Source organism: Streptococcus sp. 4886, from assembly GCF_013276485.1.
GTDB lineage: Bacteria > Bacillota > Bacilli > Lactobacillales > Streptococcaceae > Streptococcus.
On the sequence record NZ_VMLD01000019.1, the window covers coordinates 14,663 to 32,122 of the forward strand.

The 17,460-nt window shown below is 42.3% G+C and carries 9 protein-coding genes and 1 riboswitch; of the genes, 6 read left to right on the forward strand and 3 right to left on the reverse strand.

Annotated elements, in window-relative coordinates; genetic code table 11:
* Positions 1–69 precede the first annotated feature (69 nt).
* The 4 genes from HT679_RS08960 to HT679_RS08975 all read left to right on the forward strand — a co-directional run bounded on the left by HT679_RS08960 (position 70) and on the right by HT679_RS08975 (position 5,952).
* Positions 70–2,406, forward strand: a complete 2,337-nt coding sequence (locus HT679_RS08960) for an endonuclease MutS2 (RefSeq protein ID WP_173214203.1) — start codon at positions 70–72, stop codon at positions 2,404–2,406.
* Positions 2,407–2,569: 163 nt separating this feature from the next.
* Positions 2,570–2,658, forward strand: a riboswitch (glycine riboswitch).
* Between the two features lie 90 nt (positions 2,659–2,748).
* A complete protein-coding gene (locus tag HT679_RS08965) occupies positions 2,749–4,071 on the forward strand; it encodes a sodium:alanine symporter family protein (protein ID WP_173214205.1) in 1,323 nt (440 codons plus the stop codon).
* Between the two features lie 322 nt (positions 4,072–4,393).
* Positions 4,394–4,942 carry a carboxymuconolactone decarboxylase family protein gene (locus HT679_RS08970; protein WP_000206765.1) on the forward strand — a complete coding sequence of 183 codons (549 nt, stop codon included), beginning with the start codon at positions 4,394–4,396 and terminating at the stop codon, positions 4,940–4,942.
* A 110-nt stretch (positions 4,943–5,052) separates the two neighbouring features.
* A complete protein-coding gene (locus tag HT679_RS08975) occupies positions 5,053–5,952 on the forward strand; it encodes a TDT family transporter (RefSeq protein ID WP_173214207.1) in 900 nt (299 codons plus the stop codon).
* A gap of 24 nt (positions 5,953–5,976) precedes the next feature.
* On the opposite strand, the gene serS is transcribed toward HT679_RS08975, so the two are convergent.
* The 3 genes from serS to HT679_RS08990 all read right to left on the reverse strand — a co-directional run bounded on the left by serS (position 5,977) and on the right by HT679_RS08990 (position 9,203).
* Positions 5,977–7,251 carry a serine--tRNA ligase gene (gene serS, locus HT679_RS08980; RefSeq protein WP_173214209.1) on the reverse strand — a complete coding sequence of 425 codons (1,275 nt, stop codon included), beginning with the start codon at positions 7,249–7,251 and terminating at the stop codon, positions 5,977–5,979.
* 213 nt (positions 7,252–7,464) lie between these two features.
* Complete coding sequence (locus tag HT679_RS08985; RefSeq protein ID WP_000079357.1) at positions 7,465–7,836, reverse strand: DUF956 family protein; 372 nt, start codon at positions 7,834–7,836, stop codon at positions 7,465–7,467.
* A gap of 2 nt (positions 7,837–7,838) precedes the next feature.
* Positions 7,839–9,203 carry an aspartate kinase gene (locus HT679_RS08990; RefSeq protein ID WP_173214212.1) on the reverse strand — a complete coding sequence of 455 codons (1,365 nt, stop codon included), beginning with the start codon at positions 9,201–9,203 and terminating at the stop codon, positions 7,839–7,841.
* A 377-nt stretch (positions 9,204–9,580) separates the two neighbouring features.
* Here HT679_RS08990 and HT679_RS08995 point away from each other — a divergent pair, with 377 nt between their 5' ends.
* Together HT679_RS08995 and HT679_RS09000 are read left to right on the forward strand one after the other, a co-directional pair.
* Positions 9,581–10,474, forward strand: coding sequence for a DNA-binding protein (locus HT679_RS08995; protein ID WP_173214214.1), 894 nt, complete (start codon positions 9,581–9,583; stop codon positions 10,472–10,474).
* A 303-nt stretch (positions 10,475–10,777) separates the two neighbouring features.
* A partial coding sequence (locus HT679_RS09000; protein WP_173214224.1) for a YSIRK-type signal peptide-containing protein occupies positions 10,778–17,460 on the forward strand: 6,683 nt, incomplete at its 3' end.

A 17,460-nucleotide genomic window follows, 5' to 3' on the forward strand; every position in this document is an offset into this window, starting at 1 on the left:
GATTTGACTCGAATCTATCAGAATATAAAAAGCTACCACACCTAGACATTCAAAGACAAGGAAATAAAGATGAATAAGAAAATATTAGAAACATTAGAGTTCAATAAGGTCAAGGCCTTGTTTGAACCCCATTTGTTGACCGAGCAGGGCTTGGAGCAATTGAGACAGCTGGCTCCGACTGCTAAAGCAGATAAAATCAAACAGGCTTTTGCTGAGATGAAGGAGATGCAGGCTCTTTTCGTAGAGCAACCGCATTTTACTATTCTCGCAACTAAGGAAATTGCAGGAGTCTGCAAGCGGTTGGAGATGGGAGCAGACCTCAATATCGAGGAGTTCCTCCTCTTGAAGCGCGTGCTTCTTTCTAGCAGAGAACTGCAAAGTTTTTATGCCAATCTGGAAAATGTCAGTTTGGAAGAGTTAGCCCTTTGGTTTGAGAAATTACACGATTTTCCGCAATTACAAGGAAATCTCCAAGCCTTTAATGATGCAGGTTTCATTGAAAATTTTGCCAGTGAAGAATTGGCGCGCATCCGTCGAAAAATCCATGATAGCGAGAGTCAGGTACGCGATGTTTTACAAGACTTGCTCAAGCAAAAAGCGCAGATGTTGACAGAAGGAATTGTTGCCAGCAGAAATGGCCGTCAGGTTCTACCTGTCAAAAACACCTACCGCAATAAGATTGCAGGTGTCGTTCATGATATTTCTGCCAGCGGAAATACCGTCTATATCGAACCTCGTGAGGTGGTCAAACTGAGCGAAGAAATTGCTAGTCTGCGAGCAGATGAGCGCTATGAAATGCTTCGCATTCTCCAAGAAATTTCGGAGCGTGTCCGCCCTCATGCGGCTGAGATTGCCAATGATGCTTGGATTATCGGTCATCTGGACTTGATTCGTGCCAAGGTCCGCTTTATCCAAGAAAGACAAGCGGTCGTTCCTCAGCTGTCAGAAAATCAAGAGATTCAACTGCTCCATGTCTGCCATCCTTTGGTTAAAAATGCTGTCGCAAATGATGTCCATTTTGGCCAAGATTTAACAGCCATTGTCATTACAGGACCCAATACAGGTGGTAAGACCATCATGCTTAAAACTCTGGGCTTGACACAGGTTATGGCTCAGTCAGGTTTGCCGATTTTAGCAGATAAGGGAAGTCGTGTTGGTATTTTTGAAGAAATCTTTGCCGATATTGGCGATGAGCAGTCTATTGAGCAGAGCTTGTCTACCTTCTCTAGCCACATGACCAATATTGTGGATATTCTTGGCAAGGTCAACCAACATTCACTATTGCTCTTGGATGAGTTGGGGGCTGGTACAGATCCCCAAGAGGGAGCTGCCCTTGCCATGGCCATTCTGGAAGACCTTCGCCTGCGTCAAGTCAAGACTATGGCGACTACCCACTATCCGGAACTCAAGGCCTATGGTATCGAGACAGCCTTTGTGCAAAATGCCAGCATGGAGTTTGATACTGCGACTCTTCGTCCGACCTATCGCTTTATGCAGGGTGTTCCTGGCCGAAGCAATGCCTTTGAGATTGCCAAACGTCTAGGCCTATCTGAAGTTATCGTAGGGGATGCCAGTCAGCAGGTCGATCAGGACAATGATGTCAATCGTATCATTGAGCAACTGGAAGAGCAGACGCTGGAAAGCCGCAAACGCTTGGACAATATCCGTGAGGTGGAGCAAGAAAATCTCAAGATGAACCGCGCTCTCAAAAAACTCTATAACGAGCTCAATCGTGAAAAGGAAACCGAGCTTAATAAGGCGCGTGAACAGGCTGCTGAGATTGTGGACATGGCTCTGAGTGAAAGTGACCAGATTCTTAAAAATCTCCACAGTAAATCTCAACTCAAGCCCCACGAAATCATTGAAGCCAAGGCCAAGCTGAAAAAATTAGCTCCTGAAAAAGTAGACTTATCTAAAAATAAGGTTCTTCAAAAGGCCAAGAAAAAACGAGCTCCAAAGGTGGGAGATGATATCGTTGTTCTCAGTTATGGACAGCGTGGTACCTTGACCAGTCAACTTAAGGACGGTCGCTGGGAAGCCCAAGTTGGCTTGATTAAGATGACCTTGGAAGAGAAAGAGTTTGACCTTGTTCAAGCCCAGCAAGAAAAGCAAGTCAAGAAGAAACAGGTCAATGTCGTGAAACGAACTTCTGGTCGTGGCCCACAAGCCAGACTGGACCTTCGAGGCAAGCGCTATGAAGAAGCCATGAATGAGCTAGATGCCTTTATCGACCAAGCCCTGCTCAATAATATGGCTCAAGTTGATATAATCCATGGTATCGGAACAGGTGTCATTCGTGAAGGTGTTACTAAATACCTACAAAGAAACAAACATGTCAAGAGTTTCGGCTATGCCCCACAAAATGCTGGAGGCAGTGGTGCGACTATTGTGACATTTAAAGGATAGAAGTATTCCGAGCTTTATACAGTAAAAACTGTTGAATTAAGTTTTACTAATAAACACATTGACAAAAGCCAACATTTTTTGTAAAATAAGAATCAATTAAATACCAACACCGAATGAAGTTTAATAGAAGTGGGGAATCGTTTGATTTTCCATGACTGTAAATGGACGGAACTCTGGAGAGACCGTAAAGGCACCGAAGGGGCAAGGCAGGCAACTGCTCAAACTCTCAGGTAAAAGGACAGAGCTAGGATAGACCGCTTTTTAGCATTTATCTAAGCATTCCAGAGTACATGTATCTTGCATGTGCTCTTTCTTTTGGGGTTGAAACGATAGGAGAAGGAAATGTTAGAATTGCTTAAATCAATCGATGCTTTTGCTTGGGGACCGCCCCTCTTGATTTTATTGGTCGGAACAGGGCTTTACCTAACTATTCGGCTAGGACTCTTGCAGGTTTTGCGTCTGCCCAAGGCCTTTCAGCTTATTTTTATCCAGGATAAGGGACATGGGGATGTATCCAGTTTTGCAGCTCTGTGTACAGCCTTGGCATCAACTGTTGGAACAGGAAATATCATAGGAGTTGCGACGGCTATCAAGGTTGGTGGACCAGGAGCTCTATTTTGGATGTGGATGGCGGCTTTCTTTGGAATGGCTACCAAGTATGCGGAAGGACTCTTGGCCATCAAATACCGCACCAAGGACGACCATGGTGCAGTAGCGGGAGGTCCCATGCACTATATCCTTCTAGGGATGGGAGAAAAGTGGCGACCACTTGCTGTTTTGTTTGCAGTAGCAGGAGTATTGGTTGCTCTCTTGGGAATCGGAACCTTCACCCAAGTCAACTCGATTACAGAATCTATCCAAAATACAACGATGATTTCACCAGCCATCACAGCTCTCGTTTTGTCTGTTTTTGTAGCGATTGCAGTCTTTGGCGGACTCAAGTCCATTTCAAAGGTTTCAACTACTGTTGTTCCTTTTATGGCTATCATTTATATTTTGGGAACTCTTACAGTTATTTTCTTTAATATCGAAAAAATCCCTGCCACAATCGCTTTAATCTTGACATCGGCTTTTAGTCCAGTTGCTGCGGTAGGTGGATTTGCCGGTGCTAGCATTCGGATGGCTATTCAAAATGGTGTTGCGCGTGGTGTGTTCTCAAACGAATCTGGTCTGGGTTCTGCTCCCATTGCAGCTGCTGCAGCTAAGACAAATGAACCAGTAGAGCAAGGTTTGATTTCCATGACAGGAACCTTTATTGATACCCTCATTATCTGTACTCTGACTGGTTTGACTATCTTGGTAACTGGGGTTTGGAGTGGTGATTTAAATGGGGTTGCCTTGACTCAGTCAGCCTTCTCAACAGTCTTTTCACACTTTGGACCTGCCCTTTTGACCATCTTCCTTGTACTTTTTGCCTTCACGACGATTCTAGGTTGGAACTATTACGGAGAACGTTGTTTCGAGTTCCTCTTTGGGGTTCGCTTTATCTGGCTCTACCGTGTGGTTTTTGTGCTCATGGTCTTGCTAGGAGGATTTATCGAGTTGGATATGGTTTGGATTATCGCAGATATTGTCAATGCCTTGATGGCTCTGCCAAACTTGATTGCCCTCTTAGTCTTGTCGCCAGTCGTTATTGCTGAGACTAAAAAATATTTTGACAAATAATGAAATCACACATGGCGTGTGATTTTTTTGCCTATAAATGATTTTTATCAAGCTGATATATAATATATATTATGCAAATGATTGAAAGTGTGATAAACTAATACTCAATGAAAATCAAAGAGCAAACTAGGAAGCTAGCCGCAAGCTGTACTTGAGTACGGTAAGGCGACGCTGACGCGGTTTGAATTTGATTTTCGAAGAGTATAATATACAACGAAAATCTTATGAGAGAATAAAGCTTTATCTTAAATAAACTTAGGAATCAGGATTTTATAAGATTTTCCAATAATATTAGTGTCAATAACAAGAAAAGAGGTATCTTATGACAACATTTACAATTCATACAGTCGAATCAGCACCAGCGGAAGTGAAAGAAGTTCTTGAAACAGTAGAAAAAGACAACAATGGCTATATTCCCAACCTAATCGGTCTCTTGGCCAATGCCCCGACTGCTTTAGAAGCCTACCGAACTGTTGCATCTATCAACCGCCGCAACAGCCTGACACCCGTTGAGCGTGAAGTGGTGCAAATCACGGCAGCTGTGACCAATGGTTGTGCCTTCTGTGTCGCAGGTCACACAGCCTTTTCCATCAAACAAATCCAGATGAATGATGACTTGATTCAAGCTCTTCGCAATCGTACTCCAATTGAAACAGATCCTAAATTGGATACCCTAGCTAAGTTTACCTTGGCAGTTATCAATACCAAGGGTCGTGTAGGAGATGAAGCCTTGTCTGAGTTTTTAGAAGCTGGTTACACTCAACAAAATGCCTTGGATGTGGTTCTTGGTGTCAGCCTAGCAAGCCTTTGTAACTATGCCAACAATCTAGCCAATACCCCAATTAACCCAGAATTGCAACCTTATGCTTAATTTATATCTGAGTAAAAAATGAAGTCTAAAATAATCGGACTTCATTTTTTATCCCCTCATTTAAGCGCTTTTATGCTATACTGAAACTAACATGATTATTGGAGGTTAGGATGAAAAAACTCCCCTTAGTATTTTCTGGTTGTTTGCTAGGTTTAGCAGGAGCTGGGAATCTCGTTTTAGATACGTTGTCGGTTCTGTCCCATCTTTTTAGTCTGACAGGTTTGATTTTGTGGATTTACTTTCTGCTTCTGCATCTCTTTAATTGGAAGGAAACTAAGCAAGAATTGACCAAGCCCCCTCTTTTATCAGGAATGGCCACCTTTCCCATGGCTGGGATGATTTTATCGACCTATGTCTTTCGCGTCTTCCCTCATCTTCCTTTGGTAGCACAAGTGATCTGGTGGTTTTCATTTCTCTTGGATTTGGTCTTGATTGCTGGTTTCACCATCAAGTTTGCCTGTCCAGGTAAGAGAGTCAATGCGACTCCAAGCTGGACTGTTCTCTATGTAGGGATAGCAGTAGCAGCCTTGACCTATCCTCTGGTAGGCATTATCGAGATTGCCTATGCGACCTTGAGTTTTGGTTTTCTTCTTACCTTCTATCTCTATCCCCTTATTTATAGCGATTTAAAGAAACATCCACTCCCACTAGCCTTGCTTGGGCAAGAAGGAATCTACTGTGCTCCTTTCTCTCTACTCTTGGCTTCTCTAGTTCGAGTAGGAGGATCCAGCTTGCCGACTTGGGTCTTGATTGTCATGATCTTGGCTTCCCAATCTTTCTTTTTCTTTGTTTTGACTCGCCTGCCCAACATTTTAAAACAAGGCTTTCAACCAGCCTTTTCAGCCCTCACCTTCCCAACCATTATCACAGCTACTTCGCTCAAGATGGCTCAGGGAATCTTGAAACTTCCATTTCTGGATTATCTGGTACTGGCTGAAACTGTTATTTGCCTAATCATTTTGCTCTTTGTATTAGGCGCTTATCTGATTTGGTTACGAAAAAAGGTCTAGCTAGAAATAGCTAAACCTTATTTTTTATGGTTTGATGACTTCAGCTCCACCCATGTATGGACGAAGTGCTTCTGGAATGGTTACAGAACCATCTTCATTTTGGTAGTTTTCAAGAATAGCAGCCACTGTACGTCCAACTGCAAGTCCAGAACCGTTCAAGGTATGGAGCAATTTCACCTTGCCATCTGCTTCATCACGGTAACGGATTTGGGCACGACGGGCTTGGAAGTCTTCTGTGTTTGAACAGCTTGAGATCTCACGGTAGGTATTTTGGGCTGGAATCCACACTTCCAAGTCGTAAGTCTTAGCAGCTGAGAAGCCCATATCTCCAGTAGAGAGCGCAACGACACGGTATGGAAGGTTGAGTTTTTGAAGAATGTTTTCAGCGTTGGCTGTCATTTTTTCCAATTCCTCATATGACTCTTCTGGTTTGGCAAATTTGACCATTTCAACCTTGTGGAATTGGTGCAAACGGATCAAGCCACGCGTATCACGACCAGCTGAACCAGCCTCAGAACGGAATGATGGACTCATAGCAGTGAAGTAGATTGGCAGGTCTTTACCGTCCAGGATTTCATCACGGTAGTAGTTTGTCAGAGGAACTTCAGCAGTTGGAATCAAGACAAAGTTGGTATCGCTGAGTTCAAAAGTGTCTTCCTTGAATTTTGGATATTGACCAGTCCCAAACATAGAATCATGGTTAACCATGTAAGGCGTGATGACTTCTGTATAGCCTTCTTTTCCATGTTCATCCAACATAAAGTTGTAGATAGCACGTTCCAAACGAGCACCGAGACCTTTATAGAAGAGGAAACGAGCGCCTGTTACCTTACCACCGCGTTCCCAGTCAAGGATACCAAGGTCTTCACCAAGATCCCAGTGAGCTTTTGGCTCGAAGTCGAACTCGCGTGGAGTGCCCCAACGGCGAACTTCCACATTGTCATCTTCATCAGCCCCAACAGGAACACTGTCAGCTGGGATGTTAGGAAGAGTCGTTGTAAATTCTGTTAATTTAGCATCGATTTCTGCCAATTCAGCATCCAAGGCTTTGACTTCAGCAGATAGAGTTTGCATGGCAGCAATCTTGTCATCTGCATTTTCCTTGTTGCGCTTAGCTTGGGCAATCTCAGCAGAAACTGTGTTGCGTTCTGCTTTGAGAGTTTCAACCTTGACCAAAATATCACGACGTTTAGCATCGATTTCTTTCATCTCGTTTAAGATAGCAGCATCTACGCCACGTGTAGCCAATTTTTCTGCGACAGCATCAAAGTCTGTACGAATACGTTTGATATCTAACATAAGAACTCCTTTATGAAAAAAGCACACCTGACAAAGCGTTGGAGTGGCAGGGCCACGGTTCCATCCAACTTCACAGGTGTGCACTTGATTGTGTATGTAATTGTTACTAACGGTAGAATTTCACCTATCCCTCCTATCTGCTCGCAGCACCCGCAGACTTTCTGAAAGAAGAAGATAACCTACTTATCCGTTGCTATGATTATACTAAAGTTTCTACTTTTTTGCAAATAGATTTTTAAATTTTTGACCAATTGTCTGAATCAGGGTCGGAAGTTTGACGACCTTGTCATTACCCAGTTTTTCACGAGCAATTTTGAGAATAGCACCTGAGTCTTTTGAAGCAAAGAGGAATTTTCCTTTGTCTGTAAAGACTTCGAAGTGGCGACTGATTTTCCTCCCAGTGACATTGGCTCCAATCTGGTTGATATGGCTCCAAGGAATCTGGATAAATTGTTCGACATTGACATCGGGGTAAAATTCTAAGGCCTGATCTCCGACCAGGAATTTCCCAACTTTCCCAGCGATAGAGAGGTAGGAAGTGCCTGTCGTGCTGAGAAGCACTGTTTTGTTAAGAGATTGGGCCATGGTTAGTCTTCCTTACTTTCACCGAAAAAGGCATTGTAGAGGGCTTTGATTGCTGCTTTCTCTTGGTCTTTATTGACAACGAACATGATAGAAACTTCACTAGAACCTTGAGACATCATCTGGATGTTGATCTTGTTTTCAGATAAAGCGCGTGTCGCAGTAGCGGTGACACCGATATGACTCTTCATTTTTTCTCCAACAATCATAATGATTGAAAGGTCGTGTTCGATTTCTGCATGGTCTACTTCAGCCTTTTGAACCAACTGACGCAGGATTTCTTCTTCCTTGATAGGAGTTAGTTCGCGAGAACGAAGAATAATTGAAAGATCGTCGATACCTGTTGGCATATGTTCCCAACCGATGTTAAGATCTTCAAGGATTTGCAGAACCTTACGACCAAATCCAACCTCGCGGTTCATGAGGTATTTCGACATGTTAATGCTAACAAAGCCTGAGTCACCAGCAATTCCCACAACTGGAAATTCATCACTACTATGTTTTAGAACGATACGAGTACCTGGATGGTCAGGATTATTGGTATTCTTGATAACCAGAGGGATTTTTCCACGGTAGGCAGGAAGAAGAGCTTCGTCATGAAGGACTGAGAAGCCTGCATAGGCCAACTCACGCATTTCACGGTAGGTTAACTCAGGAATCGAGTGTGGTTGGTGGATAATACCTGGGTGAGCCGCAAAGATACCATCAACGTCCGTAAAGTTTTCATAAAGGTCAGCTTTGACACCAGCAGCAATGATAGAACCTGTAATGTCTGAGCCTCCACGTGAGAAGGTACAGATTTGATTGTCCTTGGTAACTCCAAAGAAACCAGGAATGACAAGAACTTCATTTGTATTTGTCAATTCTTCAATCTTGTCATAACTTGATGGAATGATGCGAGCGTGACCAGGTTCACTTGTTACCACAATACCAGCTTCTCTAGGGTGCACATAGCGTGCATCAATCCCGTTTTGGTTAAAGTAGGCTGCAATCAATTTAGCATTGTTGTTTTCACCGGCTGCTAGGAAGGTATCATAGAGAAATTCATTTTCTTCAATAGGAAGAGTAGCCAAGGCACGAATGCTTTTAGAAATTTTTTCTAGCACAGCTGGTTTAAGACCTAGTTCACTAACCATAGCAGCATAGCGGTCGATAATCCAGTTTTGGCTCTTGCTAATATCGTTACCAGCAACATAGTCGCGGTAGTATTTAATCAAGGCATCCGTAACCTTAGTATCCTCAGCATTGCGTTTACCAGGTGCAGAAACAACTACAAAACGACGCTCTGGATCGCTTTTTACGATGTTTAAAACTTTTTCTAATTGACTAGCAGAGGCAAGAGAGCTACCTCCAAATTTAACAACCTTCATAAGAACTCCTAAAGTAAGTATTTTATACGATTATAGCAGAAAGAAAGGCTTTTTTCAATGAAGAAAATGCTATCTTGTTTGGGTGTTTAAACTGCTCGGAATTAGTGTCTATACATCATTATTTTAATCTACTATATTATTTTAGTGTGTAATGTATCGAGGAGATTGAGTCTGTAATACTACCATATAATTTCTCAAATATTGTCATAAACTAGTTTAAATTCCCTAATTACTTTGTTCACATTTACCTTCGATATATTATATCCCATAGTTATAGTGGAAAATACTATTGTTCCGATAAGTGATAGATGTTGTTCCGACTTCCTTGCTATTGTTCCGACAAGGTGATATAATGTGACAGAACGGAGGGATAAAAGATGTATATTACAGTGAAAGAAACCGCTGAAAAGTGGGGAATATCTGACAGAAGAGTAAGAATTTTGTGCTCAGAAGGGAAGATTCACGGTGCATATCAAGAGGGAAGAACTTGGAAAATCCCATGTGACGCAGTAAAGCCGACAGATGGGAGATATAAGACTAAAGAATCACTCACTCTAGTCTTGGAAGATAAATTAGAAAGTCTAAAAAAACGACGTCCTTTAACTGAAGGGGAAGTAGAAAGATTAAATGAAGAATTTTTAGTAGAATATACATACAATTCTAATGCTATTGAAGGGAATACACTGACTTTACGCGAAACAGATATGGTTCTTAGAGGACTTACAATTGACCGGAAATCCTTAAAAGAGCATTTGGAGGTCATTGGGCATAAAGATGCTTTTGATTATGTAAGGCAACTTGTTAGTGAAGATGCTCCAATTTCTGAAAAGATTATAAAAGATATTCACTATTTGGTTTTGGCAGACAAGAAAGAAGATAGGGGTGTGTATCGAAGAGTTCCGGTTCGAATCATGGGGGCAGCTCATGAACCTGTGCAACCCTATTTAATTGTTCCTAAGATGGAAGAGTTACTGGAACGATACGAAAATAGCAAAGAAGATATGGTTACTAAACTTGCCCGTTTTCATATTGAGTTTGAATCTATTCATCCCTTCATTGATGGAAATGGAAGAACAGGGAGGTTATTGGTTAATTTGGAACTGATGAAAGCAGGTTATCCACCTATTGATATAAAATTTACTGATAGATTAAAATATTATGAAGCTTTTGACCACTATCATTTAAGGGATGATTTATCAGCCATGGCAGATATGTTTGCTCTATATTTGAATCAGAAACTAGATTTATATTTATCTATTTTAGATAAATGAGAATAAAAGAATTCCGTAGAACTTCAAATTTTTGTCAATAGAGCTCTTTTAAGATAATCTGATCTATAGACTAGACTTGCTCGGTATCTTTCTGAAAAAAATCCTTAACAAACGCCAGCAAAAAGTTAGCGTTTTGCTGTTCAAATTTGTAAAAATAGTATATAATAATACTGTCTCAAAACTTGTCTTTTGACAAGCCTGGGAACAAAAAGAAAAAAACATATCCTTTCCTTAAATACTAAAATATTTAAGGGGGGGGGGTATTTTTTAGTACCTCCAGAAAGGAAAATGAGAGGTAAGATAATGAGAAAATCATATCGTGATGATAACGGGGAAAAGATTTTCCGTTACTCCATTCGTAAATATCACTTTGGTGCTGCCAGCGTTGCTGTTGCGGCCTTGATGTTTTTTGCGAATGGGGCTGTGGCGGCGAGTGAGACAATTACTCCAGCTACGACAAGTGATGTCGTTACGGCAGGTTCTGATGGCAATGCAGATGGAAATCCGGCATCCTCGGATGAGGAAGACTCCAAGAAAGCTCTGACTGACCAGCCAGCTGAAATAAAAGCACCTGATGAGGTGAAAACGAAAGAAGCGCCAGCTGAGGAAGCCAATCAAGGGCAAGCAGCAGCTGAACCTGCTGAGGTAGACTCTAACTCTAGCCAGCCAGAGTCTGCTCAAGAAACTCCTCAAGCAGAGGGAGAAAAAGAGCAAGAAGAGCCAGCTGCTGCTAATACAGAGGCAGCCAAATCAACCCAAAGCAATCTGCAAGCTTTGTTGGCAAAACTAACGCTTAGCTCAATGCAGGAACTCCATGCTGAAGTGGAAGCGCGCCTAGCAGCAGCTAAGGCAGTTTTGGAAGATCCAAAAGCGACGCAAGCGCAGGTTGATGAGCAAGCAAGGCTGATGGCTGAGCTTATGAGCCGTGTCAATCAAGCCTTGACACCTAGCCTAGAAACTCCAGCAATCTTGGAAAAGGCGAGTTTTACATCTACAGGTCTAGCTACTTCAGATGGTTTTGTTTCCAACCAAACAAGCAGCACCAGCCTCCTCCAGCCGCGGACGCTCAAAAACAATCAGCCTGACTATGACCCTATTCCACTTGGCGATGATGAGGATGACATAAGAGATGAGCTGTTTTCTTCGGAAAATCCAGTAACCACTATCCAACCACGGAGTCCTCGCTCTGTAACCAGTCGCTCAGTTCCGCCGAAAACAACTGGTTCTAGCCCTTATAACGATAAGTATCGCTACTACTTCGAAAAAGGGCAGGATCCAGAAAACAGCCGACTTCCGCGTTACACCTACGCTTTCTTTAATGAGAGAGCCTTAATCGGTCGTGGAAACCCGGATAAGGTTTCTCGTATCAAGGATTATTTAAAGGAAGAAGTTAAATCGACTGCAGATGGATTTAGCTGGAAAGTTACTGTAAACCAAGGGAGACAAAACTTAGATGGGATTAGTTTCCTATTCTCTGTGCCTAATGGACAAAGTCTTGTTCCAAATAGCGTCACTGTGACACAGGTAGATGGTGTTGGGACTACAGCTAAAAGTTCGGATCCTAGGGATGGAAACGATGATTATGTCACAGCCTCTTTGAAAGCTACTAATGCCAAAGCAGTAACGAAAGGGACTCCTACTAATACAAATGCAAGAGGTAAAGGGGGAAGGTTTGGACCAAATGGGTCTTATGACGTTTCTTCACTTGATAGAATTTGGGGAGACACAGCTGGTCAAGGAAACGACTCCTTCCACTCTCGAGGGAATAGAAATGATAGCAACGCTGCAACAGGTCTTCAGAATGATGAAGAACGCAGACTTGGAGATTCTAAAAAAGACATCGTTAATCAGTCAGGAGGGACAGTCTACTCTGGAAAAATTGCTGGAAATACCAGCTATACAATCACCTTTAAGACTAGAGGAAACAATGACCTAGACAAGTTGGTTTACTTTTCTGCTGTAAAAGGTAGTAGTAGTAGTAGTAGTAAGACCTATCTAGCTATGTTGCTGCATGCTCGCACGCAAGGTGAACGCGGTTTTGCTGATAAGACTCGCTTCCGCCTCAAGGGCAATGGTTACTATCAAGTGGAGCAAAACACAGCCTATTACACCAGCACGGTATTGAATAGCACTGGTCAGGAGATTAAGAAAGATGGTGCCAATACAGCTTACTCATACTCTAAATATAAGGATAAACCTCTTGATAATGGAGTCAAAGGAGTATTGACCGGCAATGATACAAATGATACAGATAAAGCCTTTGACTTGGATGAATATTCATATAGTGAGTACGTTAATGACCAAGATCAAGTTTTAAACAAGGATGATTTGTCAGTGCAGCTAGGAGAACAGCAGCAAACAATCACCTGGTATAAGGGTGATCAACAAATCAGTAAATCTGATTTGACAAAAGATGCTATTTCCAGCTCTGGGGTTCATACCTACAGGTATCGCGTTTCCTATAAGGACAATTCCTTTAATGAAGGAGAAATCCATTTTGTAACAAAACCGAAGAAACCAATTATTGATACAAACTTGAGCACAGCGGCTGGGACAACTACGAATATTAGAGTATCCAATGTGGATAGCAATACGACTGTTGAACTCTATAAAAAAGGCGGTGAGGGACAAAACGACACCCTGGTATCTAGTATCTCTTCAGGGAACCAAGGAGGAACCGTTACTTTTAACAATGTCGCTGTTGACTATGCAAATTATTACGTCAAGCAAAAGGCTAACGGCACTTGGTATGAACAGAATGGTACAAAACGTGAGGGTGTCTATTCAGACCGATCGTCAGAAAAAGATGCATCGGGAATTGTTATAGAGCGTATTAGTGCTATTGGCGGACAAAACGATACAAGATGGAAGAATAAACCTGCTTTAAATAACAATACGGACTTTAACCTACCAGCCGGAAGTGACGTTTTGATAGGATTTAGAGCTAAGAGTCCAAAAGGGCTTAAGAGCTTGAATGTCACTGTTTTGGGTGGGCTAAAAGAAGAAACTAAAGAACATTATGGACAACAAGGCGACACGACACTAGGGGTCAACTTAAGATCTCCAGGAGGAAACTCAGGTGGTTATTCTATCGTCGTCGCTGCTACTGATAGTTTAGGGAATGTAAAAGAATACCGAATGAATATAAATTTCCCGCCAAACTCAGGTAGCTTTGACAAAAATCCAGCAGAAGACTATGTCGCCACTCCAGAAAAGCTCAAGGGTAAGGCTCTGGTTCCTCTTGCAACAGAACAGCCACCAATTGTTATTCATGCTAAAGGAATCAATGTTAGTAACGCTCGTGGCATTGACAATAAACATAAATGGAAGGCTTTCTTAGTAGATGGTGGTCGAAATGTTGACGATTCAGATTCTGGTAGTAAAAAAGCAGTTGACTTTAAAGATCATATTGTAGCAGAGACAATAGTTAAAGAAGGTGGAATTGCTGAATTTATATCTGCTAGAGCAGGGGACTTCAAGCGGGAACAATTGAAAAGGAAACCCTTGCATCTGGTTGTGGCTATGGTCAATACTGATACAAATCAAATTGTCGATAAGTACGTCTCTGCTTTGAGTGATGACACTCTGGAAGCTACTTACCCTCAGTTTACCAAGAGTCCAGAACTAGACAAGGGAACGAATGAAATTACAGCTTCTATCGGTCACTTACAAGCGGATAAGGCGCAAGTTCGCTATACAGATGAAGCTGGAATTGACAAGACTGTTGGTTTTAGCAAGGTCAATAGTCGTTGGGAAAAAGACAATCCGAATCAAGATACCACTATCGTCGTAACAGAAGATGCTGGAAATACAGGAACAGCAACGGTTCATATCCCTTACGGTACAGCTAAGAGAGGAACAGAAATTTTTGCTAGCCAAAAAGTAGATGCCAATACAGAATACAGTGAGGAAAGCAAGATAGAGGTACCGACAGGTCCAACGGTTCAACATCCAAACAAACCAGAGATTAGCCAAAGCCCAGAAGACTTGGGCGTAACCATAAAAGTAGGACAAGGAAACGCGGATAAGGCAACTGTATTATTTAGTGATTTAAGGAACTCTTTCCGAAGTTTCATGCTTTCTAAAAAAGGAAACAGTTGGGAGAAGGATCAAGCGCAAGCGACCCCAGAGGTCTCTGTTACAAGTAGTGACGATGGAACAGCCCTAGTTCGTATCCCATATGGAGTAGCTAAAATTGGTTCGCAAGTCGTAGCCAATCAGAGAAGAGAAGGACAAACCAAACCATCTGAGAATGCCTTTCATAAAGTTTTAGGACGCTTGGAAGGCTTGACGAATGTAGCCCAAGCAGATGGTTCAGTTGATATTACTGTACCAGATACGGCTACCAAGTTTGATTTGACCTACCGCAACCAGCGAAATAATACAACTGAAACACTTCACTATAGCAAGGACACCCAAGGACGTTGGGGAAATGTGACAGGTATTACTGCTAATGGTAATCGCTTTACCTTGCCAAAAGGTTTGGTGGCTGACGGAACAACCGTTTCAGTCATCGCATCAAATAACGATAGAACAACTACTACAGTAGAAAGTAAAGCCAAGTTTGAACAACCGAGCGCAACGACTAGTGCTACACGTCAAAATGGAGATGTAGAAGTTACCTTACCAACAGATGCAGAAGATGTGACCTTAACTTATAAGAATAAACAAAATACCAGCACCACAGTAACCTTGACTAAAGAAGGAACGAATTGGACATCTAAAACAAACTTACCAGATGGTGTCAGCCTGGCAAATGGCAAGGTTACATTTGACTACACAAAAGTAAATAGAGATACAGCTATCACAACAGCCTCTACTAGAGGAAAAAATGATGTTCAGTCTCAAGCAAATAGCGTAAATCACAACATCCCAGAACACACAGCTCCAACAACCCAAAACGTTGTTATCGCTGCGGGTGCGACACCTACAAATGAGCAATTAGCTACAGGTGTAACAGTCGCAACCAAACAATCCGTTGTAGCTAAAAATCCACAAACCGCTATTGTTGCAGGAACGACTAAAGTTGTTGCAACTACCTTGACTTACCAAGATGGGTCAAGTGAAACTGTGAATGTAACAGTTATCTCTAAACCAACAGCACCAACGGTGAATGATTTAGAGAGTCGTCCGAATGTAACACCAGGTCTCTTGTCAACTGCACGTACCATTTCTGGTCAGGCTATGCCAGGTGCAGAAAAAGTGAAATTGACCTTACAAAATGGTAGTATCAAAGAAATCATTCCTGAAGCAGACGGTAGTTGGACTTATAAGCTTGGAGCAGATGAGTTCCTAACACAAACAAGCTCACGCTTTAATGCCAAATACACCGCTACTCCAGTGAGTCTTGTGCAAGTGAAAAATAATGTAGAGTCTGAAGCAACGAATGTTGGTGTTGTAATGGGACGTGCAATTATCGATACACCACTCCAAGCAGGACGTAAGATTACAGTTCACATTCCGCATGATACAACTTCTGGATACATCCGTATCGGAGGAACAACTGCTCGCGGTGGAGTGGATATCGGTCTGAAGAAAGATGGCGACACATGGACGCTATCTACGGATGCAGATAAGGCGAACAAACTAGAACTAGTAAGTGAAGCAGATCCGGATAATCCATCTATGACTAAGGTTACCCTCCAGGTCAAAGATACAGATGCTGCTTTGTATAGCTCACCGTTTACTATTGGTTCTGATAGAGGAAATGTGAAGTTCCGAGCTCACTACTACAATGGTGGAAACATCAATGGACCGGTTTCAGTTGGGCGTGTTTCTGACCTAGATTGGATTTTATCTGAAGAACCAACTAATACCATTCCGACAGTTTCTTGGGAAACTGGCAAAGAAGTACAAAACGGGCAAAAAATCCCATCGCCTACTGTAGATGAGTTGAAAGACTTGTTCAAGGGAGAGGATGTGGAAGATGATAACGGACTGACTGTAGGTTATGCCGCTTCTAACAGAGGAAGACTTCGTGTTCGTGTATTCACTGGTCGAGATATTGCTAATAATATTGAAGGAACTCCTGTCAGTGCTCAAGCAAATGGTCGAATCGCTCCAGGTAACTATACTCTTGTTTTGTCAACGATAGATGCTGCAAGAGCAGAGTCTAATCTTCTTGAAAGAAATGTCGTGATTCAGAGCCATGCGGACTATTATCGTGACACTGTCAAGTACCCAACAGCTGAAGAAAAAGTCACCTATAATGATGATGCAGCAATCACGAATGGTAACTTTACACCAACAGCCAAAACAAGCTTTAAAGATAAAATCCAAGAGCTAAATGGCACGGTGCTTCCAGCATCGACAAGATATACAGTAGGAACTACGGACGATAAGGCGAAAGTAGCTGTGATTAACTTCCCGGATGGTTCTACTATTGATATTTCTCATGCGGTTGTAGCCAAACCAGAAGTTCCGACAGTTACGTTTACTCATGATAATAAGCTGTCAGATGCTGACCGTACAATTTCAGGAACCGCTCTTCAGAATGCGACCAAAGTAACTATTCAATTCCAAGATGGACGAGGAACACAAGGTCGAGTAGACGTAACTCCTGTAAACGGACAGTGGAGCTATGCATTGCCTGAGGGGCGCTATCTACGTCAAACAGAGCAATCAAGTCTACCAGGTTCTTCAACTGTACCAGTAAGGGTGACTCAAACCGTCTTTGATGCGACGAGCGATGCAGCTTCTGTATATGTTGCAAAAGACCGTAACTTTACAGGGAAGACAATTACGGGTGTAAGAGGTAGCGCAGAACTTGAACAATTGAAATCAAATCCGAAAGATGGAATTTCTTATACTGAAAGAGGGGCTGAACAGACGTTCCCAAGTGATTTTGACGCTACGTGGAAAACAACGCCAGATGTGACAAGTATTGGTACACGTACTTACATTGCAAATATCTTTGAGAAAGATAAGGTTGATAGAGTTAGCCAAGAGGTTACAGTTAAAGTTGTTGTCAAACCAAGCACCCCAAG

Coding starts and splice junctions, on each gene's coding strand:
- HT679_RS08990 (WP_173214212.1), bottom strand. CDS start 9,203: ATGAAGGTTGTTAAATTTGGAGGTAGCTCTCTTGCCTCTGCTAGTCAA.
- serS (WP_173214209.1), bottom strand. CDS start 7,251: ATGTTAGATATCAAACGTATTCGTACAGACTTTGATGCTGTCGCAGAA.
- HT679_RS08960 (WP_173214203.1), top strand. CDS start 70: ATGAATAAGAAAATATTAGAAACATTAGAGTTCAATAAGGTCAAGGCC.
- HT679_RS08985 (WP_000079357.1), bottom strand. CDS start 7,836: ATGGCCCAATCTCTTAACAAAACAGTGCTTCTCAGCACGACAGGCACT.
- HT679_RS08975 (WP_173214207.1), top strand. CDS start 5,053: ATGAAAAAACTCCCCTTAGTATTTTCTGGTTGTTTGCTAGGTTTAGCA.
- HT679_RS08995 (WP_173214214.1), top strand. CDS start 9,581: ATGTATATTACAGTGAAAGAAACCGCTGAAAAGTGGGGAATATCTGAC.
- HT679_RS08965 (WP_173214205.1), top strand. CDS start 2,749: ATGTTAGAATTGCTTAAATCAATCGATGCTTTTGCTTGGGGACCGCCC.
- HT679_RS08970 (WP_000206765.1), top strand. CDS start 4,394: ATGACAACATTTACAATTCATACAGTCGAATCAGCACCAGCGGAAGTG.